Origin of the sequence: Streptomyces sp. NPDC006463, from assembly GCF_042870715.1 — a bacterium.
Taxonomy (GTDB): Bacteria; Actinomycetota; Actinomycetes; order Streptomycetales; family Streptomycetaceae; genus Streptomyces.
In genome coordinates this window covers 642,604-665,791 of sequence record NZ_JBIAHP010000001.1, presented here as the reverse complement: position 1 = coordinate 665,791, position 23,188 = coordinate 642,604, and the positions used below count along the sequence as shown (strand labels likewise).

Annotated in this window: 24 protein-coding genes and 1 pseudogene; 16 read left to right on the top strand and 9 right to left on the bottom strand. The window is 72.8% G+C overall.

The genetic code is table 11. The features are described 5' to 3' along the window. Nucleotides 1-169: 169 nt before the first annotated feature. The 3 genes from ACFYOB_RS03240 (at nt 170) to ACFYOB_RS03230 (ending at nt 4,832) form a co-directional block, all read left to right on the top strand. The gene (locus ACFYOB_RS03240) at nt 170-544 is read left to right on the top strand and encodes a YbjQ family protein (RefSeq protein WP_388553703.1); all 375 of its coding nucleotides are present in this window, start codon (nt 170-172) and stop codon (nt 542-544) included. Between the two features lie 173 nt (nt 545-717). Beyond that, nucleotides 718-4,155 carry an endo-alpha-N-acetylgalactosaminidase family protein gene (locus ACFYOB_RS03235; protein WP_388553700.1) on the top strand — a complete coding sequence of 1,146 codons (3,438 nt, stop codon included), beginning with the start codon at nt 718-720 and terminating at the stop codon, nt 4,153-4,155. 50 nt (nt 4,156-4,205) lie between these two features. Then, entirely contained in the window at nt 4,206-4,832 is a 627-nt protein-coding gene (locus tag ACFYOB_RS03230) for a class I SAM-dependent methyltransferase (RefSeq protein WP_388553697.1), read from the top strand. A gap of 6 nt (nt 4,833-4,838) precedes the next feature. Here ACFYOB_RS03230 and ACFYOB_RS03225 read toward each other — a convergent pair whose 3' ends face one another. Continuing rightward, nucleotides 4,839-5,681, bottom strand: a complete 843-nt coding sequence (locus ACFYOB_RS03225) for a helix-turn-helix domain-containing protein (RefSeq protein ID WP_388553694.1) — start codon at nt 5,679-5,681, stop codon at nt 4,839-4,841. A 32-nt stretch (nt 5,682-5,713) separates the two neighbouring features. Further along, complete coding sequence (locus ACFYOB_RS03220) at nt 5,714-6,637, bottom strand: EamA family transporter (RefSeq protein ID WP_388553691.1); 924 nt, start codon at nt 6,635-6,637, stop codon at nt 5,714-5,716. 28 nt (nt 6,638-6,665) lie between these two features. Here ACFYOB_RS03220 and ACFYOB_RS03215 point away from each other — a divergent pair, with 28 nt between their 5' ends. From ACFYOB_RS03215 to ACFYOB_RS03200, 4 genes are all read left to right on the top strand, one after another. Continuing rightward, nucleotides 6,666-8,117, top strand: a complete 1,452-nt coding sequence (locus ACFYOB_RS03215; protein ID WP_388553689.1) for a PLP-dependent aminotransferase family protein — start codon at nt 6,666-6,668, stop codon at nt 8,115-8,117. 126 nt (nt 8,118-8,243) lie between these two features. Next, nucleotides 8,244-8,669, top strand: a complete 426-nt coding sequence (locus ACFYOB_RS03210) for an LAETG motif-containing sortase-dependent surface protein (protein WP_388553686.1) — start codon at nt 8,244-8,246, stop codon at nt 8,667-8,669. A gap of 8 nt (nt 8,670-8,677) precedes the next feature. Beyond that, nucleotides 8,678-9,328 carry an RNA polymerase sigma factor gene (locus tag ACFYOB_RS03205; protein ID WP_388553684.1) on the top strand — a complete coding sequence of 217 codons (651 nt, stop codon included), beginning with the start codon at nt 8,678-8,680 and terminating at the stop codon, nt 9,326-9,328. Beyond that, entirely contained in the window at nt 9,325-9,810 is a 486-nt protein-coding gene (locus ACFYOB_RS03200) for a hypothetical protein (RefSeq protein WP_388553682.1), read from the top strand. The genes ACFYOB_RS03205 and ACFYOB_RS03200 overlap by 4 nt, the downstream gene beginning before the upstream one ends. Nucleotides 9,811-9,860: 50 nt before the next feature. Here the strand turns inward: ACFYOB_RS03200 and ACFYOB_RS03195 are convergent, their stop codons facing one another. Then, nucleotides 9,861-10,280, bottom strand: a complete 420-nt coding sequence (locus ACFYOB_RS03195) for a hypothetical protein (protein ID WP_388553680.1) — start codon at nt 10,278-10,280, stop codon at nt 9,861-9,863. A gap of 316 nt (nt 10,281-10,596) precedes the next feature. On the opposite strand from ACFYOB_RS03195, the gene ACFYOB_RS03190 reads away from it, so the two are divergent. Beyond that, complete coding sequence (locus tag ACFYOB_RS03190; RefSeq protein WP_388553678.1) at nt 10,597-10,965, top strand: DoxX family protein; 369 nt, start codon at nt 10,597-10,599, stop codon at nt 10,963-10,965. A gap of 103 nt (nt 10,966-11,068) precedes the next feature. Here ACFYOB_RS03190 and ACFYOB_RS03185 read toward each other — a convergent pair whose 3' ends face one another. After that, entirely contained in the window at nt 11,069-11,524 is a 456-nt protein-coding gene (locus tag ACFYOB_RS03185) for a MarR family winged helix-turn-helix transcriptional regulator (RefSeq protein WP_388553676.1), read from the bottom strand. A 193-nt stretch (nt 11,525-11,717) separates the two neighbouring features. Between ACFYOB_RS03185 and ACFYOB_RS03180 the strand changes: the two genes are divergently transcribed. The 3 genes from ACFYOB_RS03180 to ACFYOB_RS03170 all read left to right on the top strand — a co-directional run bounded on the left by ACFYOB_RS03180 (nt 11,718) and on the right by ACFYOB_RS03170 (nt 15,122). Next, nucleotides 11,718-12,944 (top strand): MFS transporter, encoded by a 1,227-nt coding sequence (locus tag ACFYOB_RS03180; protein WP_388553674.1) that lies wholly within the window; start codon nt 11,718-11,720, stop codon nt 12,942-12,944. A gap of 42 nt (nt 12,945-12,986) precedes the next feature. Further along, nucleotides 12,987-13,415 carry a heme-binding protein gene (locus tag ACFYOB_RS03175; RefSeq protein WP_388553672.1) on the top strand — a complete coding sequence of 143 codons (429 nt, stop codon included), beginning with the start codon at nt 12,987-12,989 and terminating at the stop codon, nt 13,413-13,415. Between the two features lie 63 nt (nt 13,416-13,478). Further along, nucleotides 13,479-15,122, top strand: a complete 1,644-nt coding sequence (locus tag ACFYOB_RS03170; RefSeq protein WP_388554041.1) for a family 20 glycosylhydrolase — start codon at nt 13,479-13,481, stop codon at nt 15,120-15,122. Between the two features lie 10 nt (nt 15,123-15,132). Here ACFYOB_RS03170 and ACFYOB_RS03165 read toward each other — a convergent pair whose 3' ends face one another. Continuing rightward, a complete protein-coding gene (locus ACFYOB_RS03165; RefSeq protein ID WP_388553670.1) occupies nt 15,133-15,888 on the bottom strand; it encodes a 2-phosphosulfolactate phosphatase in 756 nt (251 codons plus the stop codon). Continuing rightward, entirely contained in the window at nt 15,881-16,384 is a 504-nt protein-coding gene (locus ACFYOB_RS03160; RefSeq protein WP_388553668.1) for a MarR family winged helix-turn-helix transcriptional regulator, read from the bottom strand. Before ACFYOB_RS03160 ends, ACFYOB_RS03165 begins: the two co-directional genes overlap by 8 nt. Before the next feature lie 192 nt (nt 16,385-16,576). Here ACFYOB_RS03160 and ACFYOB_RS03155 point away from each other — a divergent pair, with 192 nt between their 5' ends. After that, nucleotides 16,577-17,614, top strand: coding sequence for an alkene reductase (locus tag ACFYOB_RS03155; RefSeq protein ID WP_388554039.1), 1,038 nt, complete (start codon nt 16,577-16,579; stop codon nt 17,612-17,614). Between the two features lie 37 nt (nt 17,615-17,651). Here the strand turns inward: ACFYOB_RS03155 and ACFYOB_RS03150 are convergent, their stop codons facing one another. After that, nucleotides 17,652-17,951: a DUF3040 domain-containing protein gene (locus tag ACFYOB_RS03150; RefSeq protein WP_388553666.1), complete on the bottom strand. Its 300-nt coding sequence runs from the start codon at nt 17,949-17,951 to the stop codon at nt 17,652-17,654. A gap of 112 nt (nt 17,952-18,063) precedes the next feature. Further along, entirely contained in the window at nt 18,064-18,897 is an 834-nt protein-coding gene (locus tag ACFYOB_RS03145) for an endonuclease I family protein (protein ID WP_388553664.1), read from the bottom strand. A gap of 212 nt (nt 18,898-19,109) precedes the next feature. Between ACFYOB_RS03145 and ACFYOB_RS03140 the strand changes: the two genes are divergently transcribed. Continuing rightward, nucleotides 19,110-19,676, top strand: a complete 567-nt coding sequence (locus ACFYOB_RS03140; protein ID WP_388553662.1) for a DJ-1/PfpI family protein — start codon at nt 19,110-19,112, stop codon at nt 19,674-19,676. Between the two features lie 149 nt (nt 19,677-19,825). Further along, nucleotides 19,826-20,866: an SMP-30/gluconolactonase/LRE family protein gene (locus ACFYOB_RS03135; RefSeq protein WP_388553660.1), complete on the top strand. Its 1,041-nt coding sequence runs from the start codon at nt 19,826-19,828 to the stop codon at nt 20,864-20,866. Here ACFYOB_RS03135 and ACFYOB_RS03130 read toward each other — a convergent pair. After that, nucleotides 20,850-21,662, bottom strand: a complete 813-nt coding sequence (locus ACFYOB_RS03130; protein ID WP_388553657.1) for a glutamate ABC transporter substrate-binding protein — start codon at nt 21,660-21,662, stop codon at nt 20,850-20,852. The genes ACFYOB_RS03135 and ACFYOB_RS03130 overlap by 17 nt on opposite strands. A gap of 225 nt (nt 21,663-21,887) precedes the next feature. On the opposite strand from ACFYOB_RS03130, the gene ACFYOB_RS03125 reads away from it, so the two are divergent. After that, nucleotides 21,888-23,015, top strand: coding sequence for a hypothetical protein (locus tag ACFYOB_RS03125; protein ID WP_388553654.1), 1,128 nt, complete (start codon nt 21,888-21,890; stop codon nt 23,013-23,015). Between the two features lie 80 nt (nt 23,016-23,095). Beyond that, nucleotides 23,096-23,168: pseudogene (locus ACFYOB_RS03120) on the top strand. Nucleotides 23,169-23,188: the final 20 nt, after the last annotated feature.

The following is a 23,188-nucleotide window of genomic DNA, read 5'->3' as shown; positions in this document are numbered from 1 at the left end:
GTCGCCTTCTGCGTGGCGGACGCGAAGGGCGGGGCCGTGCCCGCCCCCGAACGGCGCCGGGCTGCCCCAGGCCGTGGTCGTGGCCCACGAGTTCGGCCCGGCCGCCCGAATGCCCTGATCCCGCCCGCTCCGGATGCGGGCGGCGGCGGCCCGGGCGAGAGTGGGGGCCATGGGTATCGAAGACTACGGCGGCGGACCCGGCGCGCAGCAGACCGGCGTCCTCGTCGTGACGACCAACGACGTCCCCGGCTTCCGGGTGGAGCAGGTGATCGGTGAGGTGTTCGGCCTCACCGTGCGCTCCCGCCACCTGGGCAGCCAGATCGGCGCGGGCCTGAAGTCGATGATCGGCGGAGAGCTCAAGGGCCTCACCAAGACCCTGGTGGAGACCCGCAACCAGGCCATGGACCGGCTCATCGAACAGGCGAAGGCGCGGGGCGCGAACGCCGTCCTGATGATGCGCTTCGACGTGACCGACGCCGCCGACGTAGGGACCGAGGTGTGCGCGTACGGGACCGCGGTCGTCCTCGTGCCCGCCTCCACCTGACCCCCTTCGTCCGCTTGGTCCCCAGCCTCCCCACGTAAGTCCAGGACGGCGCTCCGCTTTGTCCATGGGCCTGCCCGGCCCCGGTCCGCAAGCTGTCAGGTCAGTGAGCGGACCGCTTCGGCCTGCGTGCCGAGCGGTCTTCCGCCAAGGAAGCGCCGACTCCCGGAGGCCCGATGCGTACCCCCCTCTGGCCGGCCGCGGCCGCGGTGGCCGGCCTGGTCGCCACCCTGGTCGTGGCCGCGCCCGCCGCACCCGCCGCGGCGGCCGCACCCGTGACGATCACCTCGCCCGAGCTGTCCGTCAGTGTGGACAGCGGCTTCCCCCGCGTCATCGGCTACACCCGCCGGGCCACCGGCGACGTCCTGCACGGCAACGAGGACCCGCTGAGCACCGTACTCGTCAACGGAACCGCCTACACCCCTGCCGTGACCTCGACGCCCTCCGCCTCCGCCGTGGACTACGCGCTCGCCTTCTCCGGAGTGACCATCAGATCACGGCTCTCCGTGACCGGTCCGGTCGTGGAGTTCAAGGTCACGGCCATCGAGGACACCCCCGCCCTGCGCGTGCGCAGCCTCGCGATCCCCGACCACAACCTCGTCAGCGTCCGCAGCGACCAGCCGGGCGCCGCGCTCTCCACGGCGGCCATGCACACAGCCACCACCGGCACCGGGGACACCTTCACCCCCGTCACCGCGAGCACCCCCGTGGACCCCGCCGCGACCACCGTGATGTACGGCCTGGCCAACACCGGCAGGCTCGCCGCCGCCATCGACTCCAACTCCCTCTACGACACGCCCTCGGGCGGCACCGCACGGGAGAACGGCCGGATCAGCAAACGGATCACCGACAAGGGCTCCTACCGCCGCGCCGGACTGTGGAGCGGCGCCTGGCTCCACCGCGCGGCGGGCGCGCCCGACACCGACACCGAGCCGCTCCCGTACGCCCGCGTCGCGATCACCGCGGACCGAAACGCGGACTCCGTCGTCGACTGGCAGGACGCCGCCGTCGCCTACCGGGACATCTGGACCCCGCCCACCGGCTGGCAGGACACCGCGGACCGGGTGGTGCAGCGGATCCCCTTCAACTTCGCCTCCCAGGCCACCCACCCCTTCGCGCAGACCCTCGACGAGACCAAGCGGGTCGCCCTCGCCACCGACGGCCTCGGCCAGTTCGTCCTCCTCAAGGGGTACGCCTCCGAGGGCCACGACTCGGCGCACATGGACTACAAGAACATCGGCTCCAAACTCGGCGGCGCCGTCGACCTGAACACCCTCACCACCGCCGGCCACGCCTACAACGCCGACTTCGGCGTCCACATCAACGCCACCGAGGAGTACCCGGTCTCCGCCACCTTCGACCCGGCCCACCAGAGCGGAGGGCTGGGCTGGGACTGGCTCGACCAGTCGTACTACGTGGACACGCGCAAGGACGGCCAGTCCGGCGAACGGCTCCGGCGGCTCCAGGACCTCAAGACGGCCGCGCCCGGACTCGACTTCCTCTACGTGGACGTCTGGTACGGAGACGGCTACGTCTCGCGCAAGCTCCAACGAGAGGTCGGCGGCCTCGGCCTCCAGCTGGCCACCGAGTTCCCCAACACCCTGACCGAACAGTCCCTCTGGCACCACTGGGCCACCGACGTCGACTACGGCGGCAGTGATCTGAAGGGCATCAACTCCACCATCGCCCGGTTCATCGCCAACCACGCCAAGGACGACTGGATCGCCCGCAGCCCGCTGCTCGGCGGCGCCGAACTCACCGCGTACGAGGGCTGGCAGGGCAAGAAGGACTACACCGCCTTCCTGAACACGACCTTCGGCGTCAACCTGCCGACCAAGTACCTCCAGGAATCCCCGATCGTGAAGTGGACCTCCGACACGGTCACCCTCGCGAACGGCACGACCGTCACCACCGCCGGCGGCACCCGGAAGATCACCACCGGCGGGCGCACCGTCCTCAGCGGCGGCAGCTACCTCCTCCCGCGCGACGGCAAGCTCTACCACTGGAACGACAAGGGCGGCTCCACCACCTGGACCCTGCCCGCCGGCTGGTCCGCACCCAAGTTGTACGAGCTGACCGCCACCGGCCGCCAACCGGTCGGCGACCTCACCGTCACCGGTGGCCGGGTCACCCTCAAGGCCACCGCGAAGACCGCGTACGTCGTCACCGACGGCGCCGCGCCCGCCCAGGCCGACCCGAACTGGGGCGAGGGCACCCCGGTCAAGGACCCCTCCTTCTACGCGGGCAACCTGAACGCCTGGCCCGTGACCGGGACCGGCGCCGCCGTCGCCCGCAACGCCGAGGGCCAGAACGAGCTGACGATGGCGGCGAACACCGCACCCGCCGTCTCCCAGCAGCTCACCGGCCTGACCCCGGGCACCTACGCCGCCTCCGTCTGGGTCTCCACCCCCACCGGCCGGGCCGCGACCCTCACCGTCACCCCCGCGGCCGGCACGGCGGCCTCCGTGTACGCGGACTCCTCCCCGCTGGTGAACGACCTCGGCGGCAGCGAGAAGAACGGCACGAAGATGCAGCGGATGAAGGTGCTCTTCGACGTCCCCGCCGGCCAGTCCACCGCCACCCTGAAGCTGTCCGCCGCATCCGGACCGGGCACCGTCCACTTGGACGACGTACGCGTGGTCCGCTCCGCCCGCACCCCGCTCGACGGCCACACCTTCGCCGAGGACTTCGAGAACCTCGACGCAGGCTGGGGCCCCTTCGCCTTCGGCGGCGCGGGCGGCTCCGCCACCGACCCGCGTACCCACATCGCCCAGCGCAACGCCCCGTACACGCAGGCCGGCTGGAACGGGAAGCTCGTCGACGACGTCATCGGCGGGCAGAACTCCCTGAAATCACACGAGGAGCGCACCGGACTCGTCTACCGCACCCTGCCCCAGACGCTGCGGCTGACCGCGGGGCACGCGTACAAGGTCGTCTTCCGCTACGAGAGCGGCTTCAGCGGGGACTACCGGTTCGTCACCGGATCCGGCTCCACCGAGACGGCCACCGCACTGAACCAGGCACGCACCCCGACCACCTTCAGCAAGACCTTCACCGCCGGGGCCGACGCCTGGATCGGCGTACGGAAGGTGACCCCCGAGGACTCGCACAACGAGGCCGATCTCGTCCTCGACGACCTGGCCGTCGACGACCTCGGGCCCGCCGGCGGCGGCGAACTCCTCGTACCGCAGGCACAGATGAGCGTGAACGCCGTCGACAGCCAGGAGACCGCCGGCGAGAACGGCAGCGCCGTCAACGTCCTGGACGGCGACGGCTCCACCATCTGGCACACCCAGTGGTACGCCGCCACCGCGCCCATGCCCCACGAGATCACCCTGGACCTCGGCGCCTCGTACGACGTCACCGCCCTGCACTACCTGCCCAGGCAGACGCAGCCCAACGGCCGCATCGCCGACTACCAGGTGTTCACCTCCACCGACGGGGTGAACTGGGGCACGGCCGCGGCCTCCGGCACCTTCCCGGACACCACCGCCCAGCAGGACGTCTCCTTCACCGCCCGCACCGCGCGCTACGTCAGGCTCAAGGCCACGCGGGAGGTGGACGGCAATCCCTGGACCGCGGTGGCGGAACTGAACATCGGCTACCGCCCTTAGGCCCTGTCCCTCCTTGTACGGTGGTCCCCCGGAGACGAAGGAGCGGTCCGATGGGTCAACGCAAGTCGGCGGCAGAGGTGTTCGACGAGCTGGGGGAGCGCTACGAGGAGGCGTTCGGGCGGCTGCCCGGCCAGCTCGACGCCCTCGACTGGCTCACCGAACGCCTGCCCGGCGGCGCCCGCGTGCTGGACGTGGGCAGCGGCACCGGACGGCCCACCGCCGAGGCACTGGTCCGGGCCGGCTGCGCGGTGACCGGCATCGACGTCTCGGCGGCCATGGTCGAACTGGCCCGCGCCAGGGTCCCGCAGGCACGCTTCGAACAGGCCGACGTGCGCACCTACACGCCCGAGCCGGGCGGCTTCGACGCGGTGTGCTCCTTCTTCCCTCTGCTCGTGATGGACCAGCCGGAGGTCGCGGCGGCGCTGGAGCGGATGGCGTCCTGGGTCGCGCCGGGCGGGTACTTCGTTATGGCGACGGTCCCGGGTGACATCCGGGGCCTCGACATCGAGTGGATGGGCCACGAGGTCACCGTCAGCAGCCTCTCGACGGAGGACCATCTGGCCAGGCTGACGGAGAGCGGCCTGGAGGTGCTGCACCATCACATCGCCCCCTTCCGTCCCGCCGACGCACTCGCCGGCTCCGAGGAACACCTCTTCTGCTACGCCCGCCGACCGTGACCGGTCTCAGCGGACCGGACCGCGCACCGACTGCTGGGCCCGGAACCGTACGGGAGCCATCCCCACCCGGCGGCTGAACAGCCGGCTGAAGTAGGAGGGATCCTCGTAACCGACCCGCCGGGCGACCCCGGCGACCGGCAGGTCGGTGCGGGCCAGCAGCTCCTTCGCCCGGCTCAGCCTGATCCCGAGCAGGTACTCCTTGACCCCCTCCCCGGTGCTGCGCCGCACCGCCCGGCGCAGCTGGGGCAGCGGCATCCCGAGCCGGGCGGCGTGCCCGGCCACCGATATCGGCAGCAGGGCGTCCCGCGCCAGGGTGTCCATCACCGTGTCGCCGTGCCGGGACACCTCGGCGCGGGCGTAGCGCAGGGCCACCAGCAGGGCGTGCACGGCGGCGGCGGCCTCGACCTCCAGCAGTGGGCCGCCGCGCCGCGCGGCCCGTACGATCCCGTCGACCACGTGCTGCACCCCGGCCGTCCCGCTCAGCGGCACCAGCGGCCGGTCCGGGGTCACGTAGCCGAGGTCGGTGTACGCCGCCACGCTGTGGCCCGCGAAGTCGACGAAGCACTCGTCCCAGCCGGTCCGCGGATCGGGCCCGTAGTGGTGCTCCACCCCCGGCACCAGCCACAGCAGCGCGGGCGCGGTCACCGGCTGGGCAGGCCGGCCGCCGTGGCTGAACCAGCCCCGGCCGCGGGTGACGACCACGGCGACGTGGTGGTCGAGCGCGCGCGGCCCCACGACCGGCAGCCCGCCCTGCTGCACCCCCACCCCGAGGCAGACCAGGCCGAGTCTGCGGTGGTTGGCGGTGGGGGAGAAGTACCGCATCCAACTGCTGTACGGGGGCGTCGCCATCTGCGGATTGTGATCCACGAGGACCGGCGTGCTCAAGGGGACGCGGGCTCCCGGGGCGCGTTCGGCACGGGCGCGGGGCGCGGCCGGCTCCCCAGGCCCAGCGCGAGGCCGGTGACGACCACGGCCAGGCCCAGCCACACCGCCGGACCCGGGACACCGCCGCCCGTGAGGGCCCCGGCGCCCGCCGCGGCGAGCGGCGCGACCCCCGTCAGCAGCCCGGCCCGGCCGGAGCCCACGGCGGCCACCGTGCGGTACCAGAGCAGGAACGCCACCGCCGTCACCATGACGGCGAGGTACCCGGCGGCCGCCCACTGGGCCGCGCCGAGTCGCAGCAGCTCCGAGGGCCGCTCCGTACACACCGTGAGCCCCGCCAGCATCACCGCCCCCATCCACACCGCGTGCACGGACACGCCCCACGCGCCGTGCCGGCGCAGCACCGGTACGGCGAGCAGGGTGAACCCGGCCTCGCAGCCCAGCGCGAGCGCGGCCCAGGCCACCCCGGCGGCGTCGGTCCGGCCCGTCCCCTCGACCAGTACGGCCCCGGCCACGACCACGGGAGCCGCCAGCAGCACCTGACGACTGGGCCGTCTCCCCTCCAGGAAGGGACCGATGAGCCCGAGCAGGATCGGCACGGACGCCACCGCGACGGCGATGACGGCCGGTTCGGCATGGGCGACCCCGCGTACGACGGCCACGTTGAACAGCACCAGTCCCGTCGCCGCGATCCCGGCCAGCCACAGCCACTCCCGGCCGCGCGGCCGCAGCACCGGCACCCGGGCGGCCCGGGCCAGGGCGAGCAGGAGCAGAGTGGCGGCCGTGTACCGGGCGGCCTGGACGGCGAACAGCGGGGCGTCGACGAGGGAGCGGGAGACGGTGACGCTGCTGCCGACCAGCGCCATCCCGGCGATACCGGGCACCAGGTCCCGGAAGGCGGTGGAAGGTGTCTTCGTCTTCATGCGTCCAGCGTCGCGGCACAATGGTCCCATGAGCAGGTCCAATGAAGGCCAGGGCGAGGGGTCCAAAAGCGGATCGGACTTCCTCCAGCTCGACATCGGCCAGGCCCCGCCGGGCGGCCGCACCGACTGGCTGGCGGGCCGGCTCCGTGCCGCCATCGCCGACGGCACCCTGCCGGTCGGCAGCCGGCTCCCGGCCAGCCGGGTGCTCGCCGCGGAACTGCGCGTCTCGCGGGGGCTGGTCACCGAGGCGTACCAGCGCCTCGCCGAGACCGGTCAGGTGTCCGGCCGGGGCCGGGGCGGCACGGTCGTCGTCGCCGCCCCGCCCCCGGCGGCCGGGCCCACCACCGCCCCCACGCGCGGAGGGCTGGTGGACGCCCTGCGGGCCGTGCCCTGCCGGATCGACCTCTCGCCCGGAGTACCCGACCTGACCGCCTTTCCCCGTACCGCCTGGCTCCAGGCCGAGCGTCGGGTGCTCGCCGGGCTCACCCCCGCCGACTTCGGCTACGGGAACCCGCAGGGCGCGCCCGCGCTGCGCGAGGCCGTCGTCGGCTGGCTGGCCCGCAACCGGGGGATCCGCGCCGACCCCGACGACGTGGTGGTCGTCGCGGGGGTGGCCCAGGCCCTGGGACTGCTGGCGCAGGTCCTGCGGGAGGACGGGGTGTCCCGGGTCGCGGTCGAGGACCCCGGCTCGCTCGGGGCCCGGCAGCAACTGGAGTACGGGCGGCTGGAGACGGTGCCCGTACGGGTGGACGAGGCCGGGCTGGACGTGGCCGCGCTCCGGGCGAGCGGGGTGGGCGCCGTCCTGCTCACCCCGGCGCACCAGTTCCCGACCGGGGTCGTGCTCGACGGTGAGCGCCGCCGCGACCTGCTCGGCTGGGCGGCCGCCGGGGGAGTGGTCATCGAGGACGACTACGACGCCGAGCACCGCTACGACCGGGCCCCCGTCCCCGCACTGCGCGCCCTGCTGCCCGAGGCCGTCTGCTACGCCGGGAGCGTGTCCAAACTCCTCGCCCCCGCCCTGCGCCTCGGCTGGCTGCTGGTCCCGCCGCGCCTGCGCGAGGCCGTGACCGAGGCCAAGCGCTACGCCGACCTCGGCAACCCGGTCCTCGCCCAGCTGGTCCTCGCCCGGCTGATGGACTCCGGCGAACTGGAGCGCCACCTGCGCTTCGTCCGGCGCCGCCACCGCCGCCGCAGGGACGCCATGCTCCGCGCCGTCGCGGACCGGCTGCCCGGGGCCCGGGTGCACGGCGCGGCCGCCGGACTGCACCTGATGGTCACCTTCGACGGCGCCCGCTTCGCGGACACGGCCCTGGCCTCGGCGGCCCTGGCCCTCGGAGTCAAGGCCCACCCGCTCTCCTGGCACCGCCTGACCCCGGGCCCGCCCGGCCTGATCCTCGGCTACGCGGCTGGCTCGACTGGCGAGATCGAGGAGGGCATCGCCGCGCTGGGCACCGCCCTGGCCGGCCTCCCGCCCGGCTGACTCCTCCCGGGGCACGGTCGAAAAAAATATCTGTGCGAAGGCGGCAACCTCGGCGGGGTTCGCGCGTCGTGCGGGGGTGAAGGGTGCGATCCGGCTCCCTCGACCCGACCGTGGAGAACCACCGTGATGAACCTGAAGCGCGTCCCCCGCACCGTCCGCCGGGCCGCCCTCGGCGCTGCCGCCGCCGGGGCGGTCGTCGCTCTCGCCGGACCGGCCTTCGCCGCGGGGGGCTCCGCCTCGCCGACGCCGGCGCCCGCGTCCAGCGCCTCGCCGAGCGCCGCGCCGAAGGCGGCCGCCACCGGTGCGACGCCGAGCCCGTCGGCCAGCGTGCCCGGCAGCGCGGCGCCGAGCCCGTCCGTCAGCGTGCCCGGCAGCGCGGCACCGAGCGCCGCCCCCAGCGGCGCCCCCCAGCCCTCGGCTTCGCCCGCCGGGCCCGAGCTCGCGCATACTGGCTCCTCCGCGACCACCACCGCACTGGGGGCCGGGGCCGCCGTGCTCATGGCCGCGGGCGCCGGGACCCTGTACGCCGTGCGGCGCCGCGCCAACGGCTGAGGAATACCGTGCTCCACCTCGCACCACCCGTCGGCCCCCTCACGCCCGGCTTCGGCCGGGCGTGGCGGGGCCTGTGGTCGTTGCTGCGCCGCGACAGTTCCGCCCCGGCCGCCGCGCCCCGGCCGTACGGGTACCCGTACATCCACGACACGACCGGCGGCCCGGGCGATCAGCCGCCCACCGTGACCGCGCTCTACCACGCGCACCGGTTGCGCATGGTCCGCCTCGCGGTGCTCCTCGTCGACGACCTGCCCACCGCCGAGGACGTGGTCCAGGACGCCTTCACCGCCCTGTACCGTCGCCACGGGGAGCACATCACCGAGGTGGACAACGCCCTCGGCTACCTGCGCACCGCCGTCGTCAACACCTCGCGCTCGGTCCTGCGCCGCAGGCGGACCGCCCGGGCCTGGACGCCGCCCGCGGCGGCCGACGTACCGTCGGCGGAGGCGCACGTGGTCCTCGACGAGGCGCACCGCGAAGTGCTCGCCGCGCTCGGCCGGTTGAGCCCGCGCCGACGCCAGGTCCTGGTGCTGCGGTACTGGGCCGAGCTCAGCGAGGCGGAGATCGCCACCACCCTCGGGATCAGCCGGGGAGCGGTGAAGTCGAACGCGAGCCGGGCGCTGGACGCGCTGGAGCGGATTCTGGAGGGACGGGTATGACGTACGGCGAACGCCCCGTCGAGCGCAGGCTGCGGGAGGCCCTGGACGCGCGCGCGGCCGGTGTGACGGTCCGCGAGCTGCGCCCGGCCGATCCGCCGGGGCCGCACGTACGGCGGTTCCCCGGGTTCCCCGTGGCGCGGCTGCGGAGCCTCGGGCTGCCCCTGGCCGGGCTGGCCGCGGCGGCGGCCGCCGTGGTGGGCTACCTCGTGCTCGCCCCCGAGCCGCCTCCCGTCCGCCCGGCGCCGCCCGCGGCGCCGCCCGAGATCGGTTCCCCGCCGCCGGCTCCCCGGCCGTCGCCGTCCGTCACGCCGGAACCGAGCTCCGCGCCGACGCCGGGCCCGAGCACCACGCCGTCCGCGTCGCGGACTCCCACCGGGGCCTCGGTCTCACCGTCGAAGTCCGCGCCCTCGCCGGCGTCCCCGCCGCCCACGAGCTCCCGCGCCTCACCCCCTTCGGCATCCCCGAGCCCTTCCAAGCCCTAGGCCGCCGGGCCTGGCAGACCGTCAACTGGCTCAGCAGGGCCCGGCCGCTATCAGGAACGCGCTGTTCGGTCGAAGGTGAGCAGGAGCAACGCGATCGGGATCACGACGCCGACGCCCAGCACACCGAGGAGGAGGTTCGCTTCCGCGGCGGACGCGTGCGCGACGACATGGGAACGGAAGCGCACATGGATGAGGAAATGCGCGGTGGACCACACCGCGTACGAGGCCAGCGCGGTACGGACGAAGGCCGGGCTCATCACGATGGCGGCGCCGCCGAGGGGAACCGCGGCGGCCAGGTTCATCGCGCCGTAGTCGAGCATCAGGTGCGGGTTGTAGGCCATGCCCATGTTGACCCAGGACCAGTTGAAGAATCCCTCGGGTGAGATGAGGACGTAGCCGCCCAACACCGCGGATACGAGGGCGAGGAACGTCAGTCCGCCGCGGACCGTCGCGGCGTTCGCGCCGCTCATGCGCGGCCGCCCTTCAGCTGGTCGGCGACGAAGTCGTCGAAGGTTCCACCGGGCACCGGGAGCGGCTGCATGTCGTTCTCGTCTCTGTGCGGCCGGCTGCCGCTCGGGCAGCCGGGAGGCGTCGTCCCACACCCTCACGACCGGCCACGCAGCGGGAATGTGACAGCGCACGACAACTGTGCCGCGGATCACATGCGACGACTCGCGGACGAGAGCTACCGCAACCACTCCGCGTCCCCGGGCGTGTCACATTTCGGCGGCGCCGACTGTCAAAGACGCGAGCACTCACCGCTGTTCTCACACCTGGGGGAGTCCCGTGTTCGCCGCCTACCTCGTCGTCACCCTCCTTGCCTCGGTCGTCTACGGCGCGGCTGCCGTGGCCAACTTCATGGGTCACGACTACCCCGCACGCCAGGCAGACAAAATGCGCGTGCCCCGGTCGTGGATGGTGCCGCTGGGCGCGCTGCTGGCGGCCGGCGCGCTGGGGCTGCTGGCCGGGCTCGTCGTGCCGGTGGTCGGCGCACTCGCCGCCGCCGGCCTCGTCCTCTACTTCCTCGGCGCGCTCGGCGCCCATCTGCGCGTCGGCGACTACCAGTTGGGGGGATGGGGCGCGTGCTCCGCCCTCGCGCCGGCCGCCCTGATCATGAACCTGGCCACCAATGGTCCCGGCGACCTGCTGATGTGAGCCGAGCACTGCTCTCACCCCCGTCGGCGCGACGGCCGACCGGCTCACCCACCAGCCGGACGCCCGGGCCGACCCACCCGGACGTCCATCGCCGACCGAGTCGTCAGCCGGCCCGGGTGTTCTCCACCACCGCGACCAGCGGGGCCAGTTCGGGGTTCTGCGCGGCCTCGTCCAGCGCCTCGCGCAGGGCGGTGTCGTTCGTCGGCCGGGCCGCGGCCAGCAGGGACAGGCCCGCCTCGCTCACGTCGGTGTAGATGCCCCGCCGGTCGGTGTCGCAGATGTAGCGGTTCAGCAGGCCGCGGTCCTCCAGCCGGCTGACCAGGCGGGTCGTCGCGCTCTGGCTGAGCACCACCGAGTCGGCGACCTGGTGCATCCGCAGGTGCCCGCCCGGGCCGCTGTGCTGGCGGCTCAGGACGTCGAGCAGCGAGTACTCGCGCACGCTCAGGCCGTGTCCCGCCTGGAGCGCCCGCTCGATGTGCGCCTCGATCCGCCCGTGCAGGAGGGAGAGGGCGCACCAGCCCTGGGAGAGGGCGGTGAGCGCGCTGTCCGTGGCCGTCATGGGCTCCTCCTTCGAAGCGGGTACCGCGTATGCCACCAGGATAGGTCACCTGCGCAATAGCCCGCGCTTGCAAATATCCCGCGTACGCAATTAATGTGGACGCATGTAAGCGGCGACAGCAACATATGCCGCCCACCGGCGCCCGTGGCGCCGCGACCCGCTCCACCCCCTCCCCTGAAGGGCTCCTCCCCACATGCCTCTCGCACTCCTCGCCCTCGCCATCGGGGCTTTCGGGATCGGCACCACCGAGTTCGTGATCATGGGTCTGCTCCCCGAGGTCGCCGGCGAGTACGGCGTCTCCATCCCCACCGCGGGCTTCCTGGTCACCGGCTACGCCCTCGGCGTGGTCCTCGGCGCGCCGCTGATGACCGTCCTCGGCACCCGGATCCCCCGCAAGCGGATGCTGATGCTGCTCATGGGCCTGTTCATCGCGGGCAACGTGCTCTCCGCCCTCGCGCCCGTCTTCGAGGTCATGCTGGCCGGCCGCGTCGTCGCCTCCCTCGCCCACGGCGCTTTCTTCGGCATCGGCGCCGTCGTCGCCGCCGGGCTCGTCGCCCCCGAGAAGAAGGCCGGAGCCATCGCCATGATGTTCACCGGCCTGACCGTGGCCAACGTGGTCGGCGTCCCGCTCGGCACCCTCGTCGGACAGACCCTCGGCTGGCGTGTCACCTTCCTGATCGTCGCCGGGCTCGGCGTCCTCGGCCTGCTCGGCATCGCCCGGCTGGTACCCGAACTGCCCCGGCCCGAAGGCGGCGTACGGATCCGCCGCGAGCTGGCCGCCTTCCGCAACGTCCAGGTGCTGCTCGCGATGGCGATGACCGTCCTCGGCTTCGGCGGCGTCTTCGCCGCGATCACCTACATCACCCCGATGATGACCGACGTCGCCGGCTTCGCCGACTCGTCCGTCACCTGGCTCCTCGTCCTCTTCGGCCTCGGCATGGTCGCCGGCAACCTCATCGGCGGCCGGTACGCCGACCGGGCGCTGATGCCCATGCTGTACGTGTCCCTCGGCGCGCTCGCACTCACCCTGGCCGTCTTCACGCTCACCGCCCACACCAAGGCGGGCGCCGCCGTCACCATCGCGCTCATCGGCGCCCTCGGCTTCGCGACCGTGCCCCCGCTCCAGAAGCGGGTGCTCGACCAGGCGGCGGGCGCGCCGACCCTGGCCTCCGCGGTCAACATCGGCGCCTTCAACCTGGGCAACGCCCTCGCCGCCTGGCTCGGCGGCCTGGTGATCGCCGCGGGCTTCGGCTGGACCGCCCCGAACTGGGTCGGCGCGGCGCTGGCCGCCTCCGCCCTGGTGCTCGCCCTGGTCTCCGGCGCGCTGGAGCGCCGTACGGCAGGGCTCGCGCACCGCCCCGGCCGCGTGGCCGCGGCCGGGACCCCCGAGACGCCCGCCGCCGTCCCGGCTCACCTCTGATCCGCCACCTGCCCGTCGTACCCCCTGCAAGGAGAAACCCGCATGTCCAGCGTCACCCGTACCACCGTCGCGCCCCTGACCAGCGAGGACGCCGACCTGCTCGTCGCCGCCGCCCGGACCGCCGCGGAAGCGGCCGGGGCCACGGTCAGCGTCACCGTCCTCGACGCCGGCGGTCACCTGCTCGCCTTCCGCCGCGACGACCGCGCCGTGCTGATCTCCGGCGAGACCAGCACCCGCAAGGCCTACACGGCCCTGCAGCTCAACGCACCCACCGCCGACCTCGTCGACGCCGTGCGGCCCGGCGGGCTGTTCCACACACTGCCCACCGCCCTCGACCGGCCGCTGCTGTTCATCGCCGGCGGGCTGCCCGTCCACCGGGACGGCCGACTGATCGGCGCGATCGGCGTCGGTGGCGGGGCCCCGGACCAGGACCACCGGTTCGCCGCCGCCGCGCTCGACGCCTTGGCCTGAGGCCTCCGGGTCGCGTGCCCGTGTCCCTCGTGCCAGGTTGGTACGGGGGAACACAGGCGCATGATGCGAAAACCGAGGTTTCACGTGAGAGGCCACGTCATAGCGACGGCCACGGTCGCCGCGCTGGTCACCCTTGCCGTTCCGGGCTGCACGGCCGCCTCCGACGAGGCCCGCGCCCCTGGCGCCCCGACACCCGGTGCCAGTGCCGGTTCGCCGGCCCCCTCCGCGGCGCCCACCGAACCCGCCCCGTCCCCGACGCCCTCCTACGCCCTGTCCACCGCCCCGCGCACCATCCCCGCCGTACGGGAACACATACCCGCCCGGGGCCCCGGCTGGAAGCCCGCCCCGGAGGCCCGCGTGGTGGTCGCGCCGGGCGACGAGGCGGCCCTGTCCGACGAGGGCAAACTGCTCGCCGGTGAACTGCGCATGGGATACGCCGAGTCGGGGGAGCCGCGTACCGGAGACGTCGAACTCTCCCTGGGAGCCAAGGGATCCGGCCCTCCCGAGTCGTACACCCTCGCCGTCAACGACGGCCGGGTGCGGATCACGGGACCCGACGAGGCCGGGGTCTTCTACGGCACCCGCACCCTCAAACAGGCCGTGAAGAGCGCCGGTTCGGCTCCCGAGGGCACCGTGCGAGACGGCCCGGCCAAGCCCCAGCGCGGGCTCAACCTCGACATCGCGCGCAAGCACTTCACCCCCGACTGGATCGAGGACCGGCTGCGCGAGATGGCCGACCTGAAGCTCAACCAGCTCGGCCTGCACTTCTCCGACGACCAGGCCTTCCGGATCGAGTCCGACAGCCATCCGGAGATCGTCTCCACCCCGCACCTCACCAAGGCCCAGGTCCGCGCCATCAACGCACTCGCCGCCCGCCTGCACATCACCGTCGTCCCCGAGATCGACTCGCCCGGACACCTCGGCGCGGTGCTGCGCGCCCATCCCGGCCTGCAGCTGCGCGACGCACAGGGCAGGGCGGTGAAGGGAGCGGTGGACATATCGAACCCCGCGTCCGCGAAGCTCGTCGACGAACTGCTGCGCGAGTACCGGCCGCTCTTCCCCGGCGGGGCCTGGCACCTGGGCGCCGACGAGTACCAGGCGCTGGTGGTCCGCGACCCCGAGGCCTCCTTCCCGCAGCTCGCGAGCGCGGCGCGGCAGCGGTACGGGCCCACGGCGCGCGTGCAGGACCTGGCCACGGGCTGGCTCAACGACCGCGCGGACACGGTGCGGCCCTCGGGCAAGGCGCTGAAGGCCTGGAACGACGGCTTCTTCCGCGGCGGGGTCACGAGCGCGGCCAAGGACATCCAGGTCGAGTACTGGACGGGCAAGGAGATCGGCGCCCGTCCGCCGCTGGAGTACCTGCGCGAGGGCCGCAAGGTCGTGAACCTCAACGACGAGTACCTGTACTACGTACTGGGCCAGCCGAACCAGTTCACGTACCCCACGGGCAAGCGCATCTACGAGCAGTGGACCCCGCTGGTCCTGCGCGGCACCACCCCCGTCCCGGCGCAGTACGCGGACCAGATCCTGGGCGGGCGCCTGGCCATCTGGTCCGACCTGTCCGGCGCGCAGACCCAGAACCAGGTGGCGGCGGGCATCCGGCTGCCGCTGGCCGCGCTGTCCCAGAAGGTGTGGGACGCCCGCACCCCGGCCCTGCCGTGGACCGGCTTCACCGCTCTCGCCGACCGCCTGGACCCGCCGGGCTGATCCCGCGGGGTCAGGCTGCCGCGGTGAAGGCCCCGTCGGTGAGGACCGCAACGGTGGCGCAGCTGTCCAGTTCGGTCGCGATGCTCACGTCGTCGGCGAAGCCGCCGTCGCCGAGTTCCCGTCCGGAGGCGCTGGTGGCCACGGCGGTCACGACGTCCGGCGTCGCCTCGAAGCAGGCCGCCGCGGCCGCCGCCTCGGGCGACAGGGTGGCACCGCACCGCTTCCGCAGCGCCGAGAGGACGGCTCCGGCACCGAGCAGGTCCTCCAGCCCGGGGCGCAGGCTGCCGTCGGGCCAGCGCTCACCGGAGGCGATCACGGCGACCGGGCGATCCGGGGTTCCGTAGCCGTGCCGGGCGAGCCAGTGGCCCACCGCCGTCGCATTGCGCAGACAGCCCGCGACCACCACCGATCCACCCGCGGCGGCGGCGATCGAGGAGCCGTTGGGAGAGGGCAGGACCAGCCTGGGGACCGAAGGAGCACGTCGCAGCGCCGCGGGGGACAGCGACCACGGCGATGCCGGCGTGGCCATGCGCCGTCCGACGGCCAGACGCGCGTCCATCTGATCGGCGAACTCGGCCGCGGACTCGTCGCGCCAGGCGTAGGGGAAGACCCGCGCCCCGGACTCCACCGCCACCGTCACCGAGGTCGTGAACGACAGCACGTCGACGACCACCAGACACGCGACGTCCGCCGCGAGTCGTTGCGCGCCGACGGGCCCCCAGTCGAAACGCGCTCCACTGCCCGCCTGCAGGAACCACTCACTCATGGTCGGCGATCACGCCCCCGCAGAGTCCGGCCTCCACCTTGCCCAGCAGGCGGACCAGTTCGGTGCTTTCGGCCTCGTCCAGGCCCTCCAGGGTCTGGCGTTCCAGCTCGCCCCAGGCCCGGCGCACGTCGACGAGGAGGCCACAGCTAGCCTCCGTGGCCTCGACCAGGGAGGCGCGCCCGTCGGACGGGTCGGGGCGGCGCCGCACGTGTCCGGCCTGTTCGAGGCGCTGGAGCATCTTGGTCACCGTGGAGGGGTCCAGTCCCACGGACTTGATCAGCTCGGACTGGCGCACGGCCCCGCTGTCCCACAGGTGCATCATCAGGAACTCCTGCCCCGGATGCAGCCCCAGGTCCCGCAGAAGCCGGCCCGCGGCGATCCGGTGGAGCCGGGCGACGCGGCTGATGGCGTGACTGACCGGCCCGTCCAGCGCGGCACTCGGCGCCGCTGCGCATTGCGGGGTGGGCCGCGGTTCCCGGGCGGCTTGCGCGGTCATGGTGGCGCTCCTCTTCCGTCTCGGCAGGCGCGGCGTCTTCCGGGCCCCAGTCCTCGTAGGCGGATCCTATCTGCCTCCAGATTTTACCTTGGTCGGCCAAGTAAATGCGGTACGGTACATCCCGGACGCTTTTATTGGCCGACCAACTATCTTCGTGAGGCGAATATGACCACCGCATTCGAACCGGTTCGCATCGCCGGTAGGACGCTCTCCAACCGGATCGCCCTGGCTCCCATGACCCGCAGCCGCGCCGCGGACGGTGGGATCGCCACCGGCCTCGTCGCCGAGTACTACACCCAGCGCGCCTCCGCGGGACTGATCATCACCGAGGGGATCCAGCCCTCCGTCGTCGGGCAGGGCTACCCCTTCACCCCCGGCCTGCACAGCGCCGAGCAGGTCGCGGCGTGGCGTGAGGTCACCGACTCGGTGCACGCGGCGGGCGGCAGGATCTTCGCCCAGCTCATGCACTCCGGCCGGATCGGCCACCCGACGCTGCTGCCGGACGGCCTCGTGCCCGTCGCGCCCTCGGCGGTCGCCGCCCACGGGCAGGTGTTCACCGCGGAAGGCATGAAGGACCTCGTCACCCCCCGCGAACTGACCGGGGCAGAGGTGCGGGCGACCATCGCCGACTACGCCGAGGCCGCCCGCAACGCGGTGGAGGCCGGATTCGACGGTGTGGAGCTGCACGGGGCGAACGGCTACCTGATCCACCAGTTCCTCGCACCGGGTACCAACCGGCGCACCGACGAGTGGGGCGGCACGACCGAGAACCGGATCCGCTTCGCCGTGGAGGTGGTCAAGGCGGTCGCCGCGGCGATCGGCGCCGAACGCACGGGGCTACGCATCTCGCCCGGGAACCCGACCAACGACATCTCCGAGCCCGACCCGCAGCCCGTTTACGAGGCCCTGGCGAAGGAGATCGACGGACTCGGGCTTGCCTACCTGCACATCCTGGAGTACGGCCCCGAGGCGCGGGAGGTCACCCTGGCGCTGCGCAAGCAGTTCACCGGCCCGCTCGTGCTGAACCCGGCGACCGAGGGTCCCACCGACCACCGGGCTCTGACACTGATCGAGGACGGTACCGCCGACCTGCTGGCCTTCGGGGCGCTCTTCCTGGCCAACCCCGACCTCCCGGAGCGGCTGCGCACGCAGGGCCCGTACAACACCCCGGACCCCTCCACCTTCTTCGGAGGCGACGCCCGCGGCTACACGGACTATCCGGCCCGTTAGCCGTCGGATCCGCCGGGCGGCGGTACGCCCGCTCCGCTCAGCCCTGCCGATCCCGCAGCTGCCAGCGCCGGGAGGCCCACCGGCCGATCAGCGGCAGGGCCGTGACCACGGTGAGGGTCCACGCGGCGGCGAAGGCCCAGATCAGCAGCTGGGACACGGTGACCGAGGCCGCCACGAAAAGGGCCACGGTCACCGTGCCGAGCAGACAGGCCACCAGGGTGCGGCGGCGCGGATGGCCGGACCGCAGGAGCCGGTCGAGTGACCGGTCGCCTTTCAGGTCGGCTTCGATCGCCGAGAGGGCGCGCTGCTCGTGATCGGAAAGTCCGGCTCCGTCCATGACGACGTACCTCCGTGGGCTGTCCCGCCGGGCGCGGACCGCAGCCTCTGGCCTGCGAATACCCGGCCACGGCGCGGCCCAACCCCGGAGGACGTCACGGCTGCCCGTCCGGTCACCAGATGGAGTTGACCCACTCCGGGTGGTCGATGAACGGGTTCCGGTTGTGCTGGTAGCTGTCGAATATGACCTGGTTGCGGCGCTGCTCGAAGGCGTCCGGCGGGTCCATTTGGTTCCACTGCTTCAGCAGGCTGATCCGGCCGAAGAGGGGGGCGGTGCCGTTGTTGACCTTGTCGTTCATCTCCAGGTCCGGGAAACCGTCGCCGCCGTCGTAGCGCACGGCCATGTAGAGCAGCATCCGTGCCACGTCGCCCTTGACCGCGTCCCGCGGCTCGAAGGAGTCCGCGTCGGTGTAGCTGCCCGGGGCCTCGGAGACCGGGCTGCCGCCCATGTCGAAGTCCTTGTTGCCGCGGGTGCTGTTGACCGTGACGTCCTCGGGGCGCAGGTGGTGCAGGTCGGTGCCCGGGCCGGTCGCGGTACCGAAGTCGCCGTGGCTCTTGGCCCAGACGTGCTCGCGGTTCCAGTCGTTGGAGCCGCCGCCGTTGGTGGACTTGGACTGGGAGCGGCCGGAGTAGACCAGGATGACGTTGTTCGGGTTCGCCGGGTCCTGGTCGGTCACCTTGAGCGCGTTCCACACGCCGTCGTAGGTCACCTTGGACTGGTTCTTGATGATGTCGTGCAGTGCGGTCTTCAGCGCGGCTCCGGTCTTGCCCGCGGCGGGTGCGTAGTAATCGTCCACCGCGGTCGCGGCCGTAGCCGTGGCCGCGCCCGTGGCGGACCGGGCGTCCGCCGTCCGCTGCTGGCCCGCCGAGGCGGCGGCCGGGACGGCGAACAGGGCTGCGGCCGCGAGGCCGGCAGCCCAGGGAGTCAGGCGCGAGATTCTCTTCATGTGGGGGTACCAATCCATACGCACCGTCCCCGCCCGGGGAATTGGCGGGGTGTCAGGTGGCAGAGCGAGGCTCACATTGTCATGTGCCGAACAGGTTAAAACCATGTGTCCGGCACGCGGACCTCGGGGTGTGCCGGGTGCGCGGCGCGGGCAGGGTAGCGGTGGCCCCACGGGGCCGATCCGACCCTGTACAGCCCTCCCTGGAGCAGCCCATGGCAGTGAAGATCCTCATCGTGACCGGCGACGCGGCCGAGTCGCTGGAGGTCCTGTATCCGTACCAGCGCCTGCGCGAGGAGGGATACGAGGTCCACATCGCCGCTCCGTCGGTGAAGAAGCTGCGGTTCGTGGTCCACGACTTCGAGGACGGCTTCGACACCTACACCGAGAAGCCCGGCTACACCTGGCCGGCGGACCTGGCCTTCACGGACGTGGCCACCGAGGACTACGCGGCCCTGGTCGTCCCGGGTGGCCGGGCGCCGGAGTACCTGCGCAACGATCCCGAGGTGCGGCGGATCCTGGCCGCGTTCGCCGACGCCGACAAGCCGATCGCCCAGATCTGCCACGGCCCCCTGATCACCGCCGCGGCCGGGGGCCTGACCGGCCGCCGGGTGACCGCGTATCCGGCGCTGGAGCTGGACATGAAGGCGGCCGGGGCCGCGTTCGAGGACTCCGAGACCGTGGTCGACGGCACGCTGGTGTCGGCGAGGGCCTGGCCCGACCACTCCCGCTGGATGCGGGAGTTCCTGACCGTGCTGCGGAGCAAGGCCCCCGTGGTCTGACCGGGCACGGGCTCCCGCTCCGGCCGTGAACGGGAGGCTCCCCATTCCCTTGTGAAGTGTCCGGATGCGGGACTGACGGGGCGCGGGCGGTGTGCTGAGGTGTGAGCGTCAATCAATGCTCATGCCCAGGCAGTTGAGAGGACACCACCGTGACTGGACCCTTGGGTCGGCGCAGGTTCATCGGCGCGGCCGCCGCCCTCGGCGGCGCCGCGCTCGCAGGTCCGCTCGCCCCGCTCGCCCAGGCCCGGCCGGCCGGGGCGCCTTCGGCCGGGGCGCCTTCGGCCGGGGCCCGCTCGGCCGGGGCCCCGTCGGCCGAGAGCCCCACGTCGGCCGCCGCCCGGTGGCCCGACACCATCGTGACCCCGCCCGGCTTCCAGCCCGAGGGCATCGCCGTCTCCGCCCGCGGGGTGGCCTACACCGGCTCGCTGATCGACGGCTCGATCTACCAGGCCGACCTCGCCACCGGGACCGGCCGGATCCTCACCCGGGGGCGGGGGCCGCAGTCGGTCGGACTCAAGCTCGACGCGTACGGCAGGCTGCTCGTCGCGGGCGGCGCCAGCGGCCAGATCCGGGTCGTCCACCCCGGCGACGGCCGGATCCTGGCCACTCACCAGGCCGCGACCGGCACGGCCTTCGTCAACGACGTCGTCGTCGGATGCGGCGGAGCCTGGTTCACCGACTCCTTCGCCGACGTCCTGTACTTCCTGCCCGCCGGGCGCGCGCTCACCGGCGCCGGCGCCGCTCCGCGCGCGCTGCGGCTCGGCGGAGAATGGGCCCCGGTCCCGCCCGGCGGTGAGTACTGGGGCGCCAACGGCATCGAACGGACGCCCGACGGCCGGGCCCTGCTGGTGGTACACGACACCGCCCAGGCGCTCTTCCGCATCGACCCCGCCAGCGGCGCCGCCACCCGGACCGTGCTCGACGGCGGGTCGGTGGGCAACGGCGACGGCCTCGTTGTCCACGGCCGCACGCTCTACGTCGTACGGAACTGGAGCTACGCCGTGGACGTGTTCACCCTGAGCGGCGACGGCCGCCGTGCCCGTTTCGTCCGCCAGATCACCGACCCGCGCTTCGACGAGCCGACGGCGGCGGCGGTGTACGGTGACCGGCTCTACGTCGTCAACGCCCGCTTCGACGCCGACTGGTCGGATCCGGCCACCGCCTCGACGATCGTCAGCTGCCCGTGGTGATCGCCGGCGCCGGCTCGTACTTGTAGTCGGCGCCGAAGTTCTTCTTCACGGCCGCTTCCCAGGACCCGTCCGCGACCATCTTCTTCAGCGCGGCGTTGATCTTGGTCTGGAGTTCCTTGTTGCCCTTCTTGACACCGATGCCGTAGTTCTCGGTGCTCATGCTCTGGCCCGTCAGCTTGAACTTGCCCTCGTTGCCCTTGTGGGCGGCGTACCCGGCCAGGATGGAGTTGTCCGTGGTCATGGCGTCGACCAGGTTGTCCTCAAGGGCGACGAGGCACTCCGAGTAACCGGGCAGCTCCAGCACGCTCGCCTTGGGGGCGAGGCCCTTCTTGATGTTCTCCGCCGAGGTGGAGCCGGTGACGGAGCAGAGCCGCTTGTTGTTGAGGTCCTCCGCCTTGGCGATCGTGTTGTCGCTGGAGCGGACCAGCAGGTCCTGGTGGGCCACGAAGTACGGGCCCGCGAAGTCGACCTTCTCCTTGCGCTTCTCGTTGATCGAGTAGCTGGCGGCGACGAACTGCACCTCGTTGTACTGGAGCAGCAGCTCGCGGTCGTTGCTGTAGACCTGCTTGAACTCGATCTGGTCCGGCTTGTAGCCGAGCTCCTTGCCCACGTACTTGGCGACGTCCACGTCGAAGCCGGAGAAGATGCCGCCGGTCTCGCGCAGCCCGATGCCGGGCTGGTCGAACTTGATGCCGACGGAGAGGGTCCCCTTGGCCTCGTCGTCACTGCCGCACCCGGAGGTGGTCAGGGCGAGGACGATCACTGCGGCGACCGCACCGGCCTGGGGAACCTTCATTGCTGCACTCTTTCCTTGGTGACGCGGGACGCGCCCCGGGATCGCCGGGGCGCGTGGAACCGCGAATGCGTGGGGGACGTCACGACACGTGTACGAGGAAGCTAGGAAGCTCGCGGCCACAGCGTCACTACATCTGAGCAAAACTTGAGGATAACGATCCGGACCGGCCGCAGATTCTGCGGCGGAACCGGACCGGAGCCGCAGAACACGGGAGAAGGGGCGGGCATGGGGACTGGTTCGGTACGGATCGACGGGAATGCGCTGCTACTGGGAGAAGGGGTGCAGATCCGCTTCATCCGGACCCTTCGGCTTCCCGAATCGGGCACGCACGCGCTGCCGCCCGGACTGGGGGAGTTCCCGCTCCGGCGGGTGGAGGACTATCCGGACACGGTGCCGCCGGAGTGGCTGGCGAAGGGTGGCGTGATGCTGCCCGTGTACCTGCGCGAGGCGATGTGGCTGAGTTTCGCCGGTACCCGCGAGCCCGCCGCGCTCCAGGTCGGGGTCGGCAAGGTGTGCGCGGTGTCGGGCGAGCGCTGGACGGGCCGGCTCGCCCGCGGTCCGCAGAACTACGTGGTGCTGCCCCGCCAGCCGTGGCTGGACGGGATCAACTCGGGTGACGGGACGGTACGCCAGTTCGTCGCCGTACCGCTGGGGCTCGGCGCCACCGTCGAGGGACAGGTGACCGGCGAGGAGACCGCCGGCGGAGTGCAGCTCCAGGCGTTCCCGCTCGCGCCGGCGGTGCTGGAGGAATGGCGGCGGGCGAATCCGGCGCGCCCCCAGCCTCCCGGCTCCTCGTACGGGGCCCCGCTGCCCCCGACCCCGCCGCCCGGCGCGGTCGGCGGCTTCGCCGGCTTCGGAGGCCCGGTGCCCATGCCGATGGCGGCGGCTCCGGGCGGGATCCCGGCCCCGGGCGCGGCCCCGGCGGCCCCCGGGGCGGCCCCGACCCGGGGTGCGCTGCCCGCGGCTCCCGCGATGGGGCTCGGCGTGGGCGGTTCCATGCGCCAGGAGGTCTACCAGGACGACCGGCCGCTCTCGGCGTGGGCGCAGGAGCCGGCCGCGCGGGTCTTCGTACACCTGGTGACTCCGCCCGAGTGGCGTCGCATCACCGGGGAGGACGCGCCGCCCTCGCCGGTGGACCGGGCCGCCTACACCCAGGCCGGGCTGCCCTGGTTCGACTACTACGACGAGTCCGCCGCCGACCTCGCGCCCTCCGCGGCGCTGGCCGGGGTCAAGCCGGTGGGGGAGTGGATCGGCGACGACCACACCCCGTGGGTGGAGCCGGACCCCGCCCAGGTCAAGCCGCTCGGTAACGCCGCGAGGCCGGGCAAACCAGTACAGGACGGTAACTGGTAGAGAAATCCTGGCAGTCGGGGATCGATGGCCCAAACTGGTGATCGATTTTCGGCCGCCGGGACGGTATGATCGTCCGCAGCAAGGCCGTAGCGCAGAGGTCGTCGCGCCCACGCATCGAGCTGGAGGACGTCGGTTCGAATCCGACCGGTCTTGCGTCTACTTGCTGTCTCAAG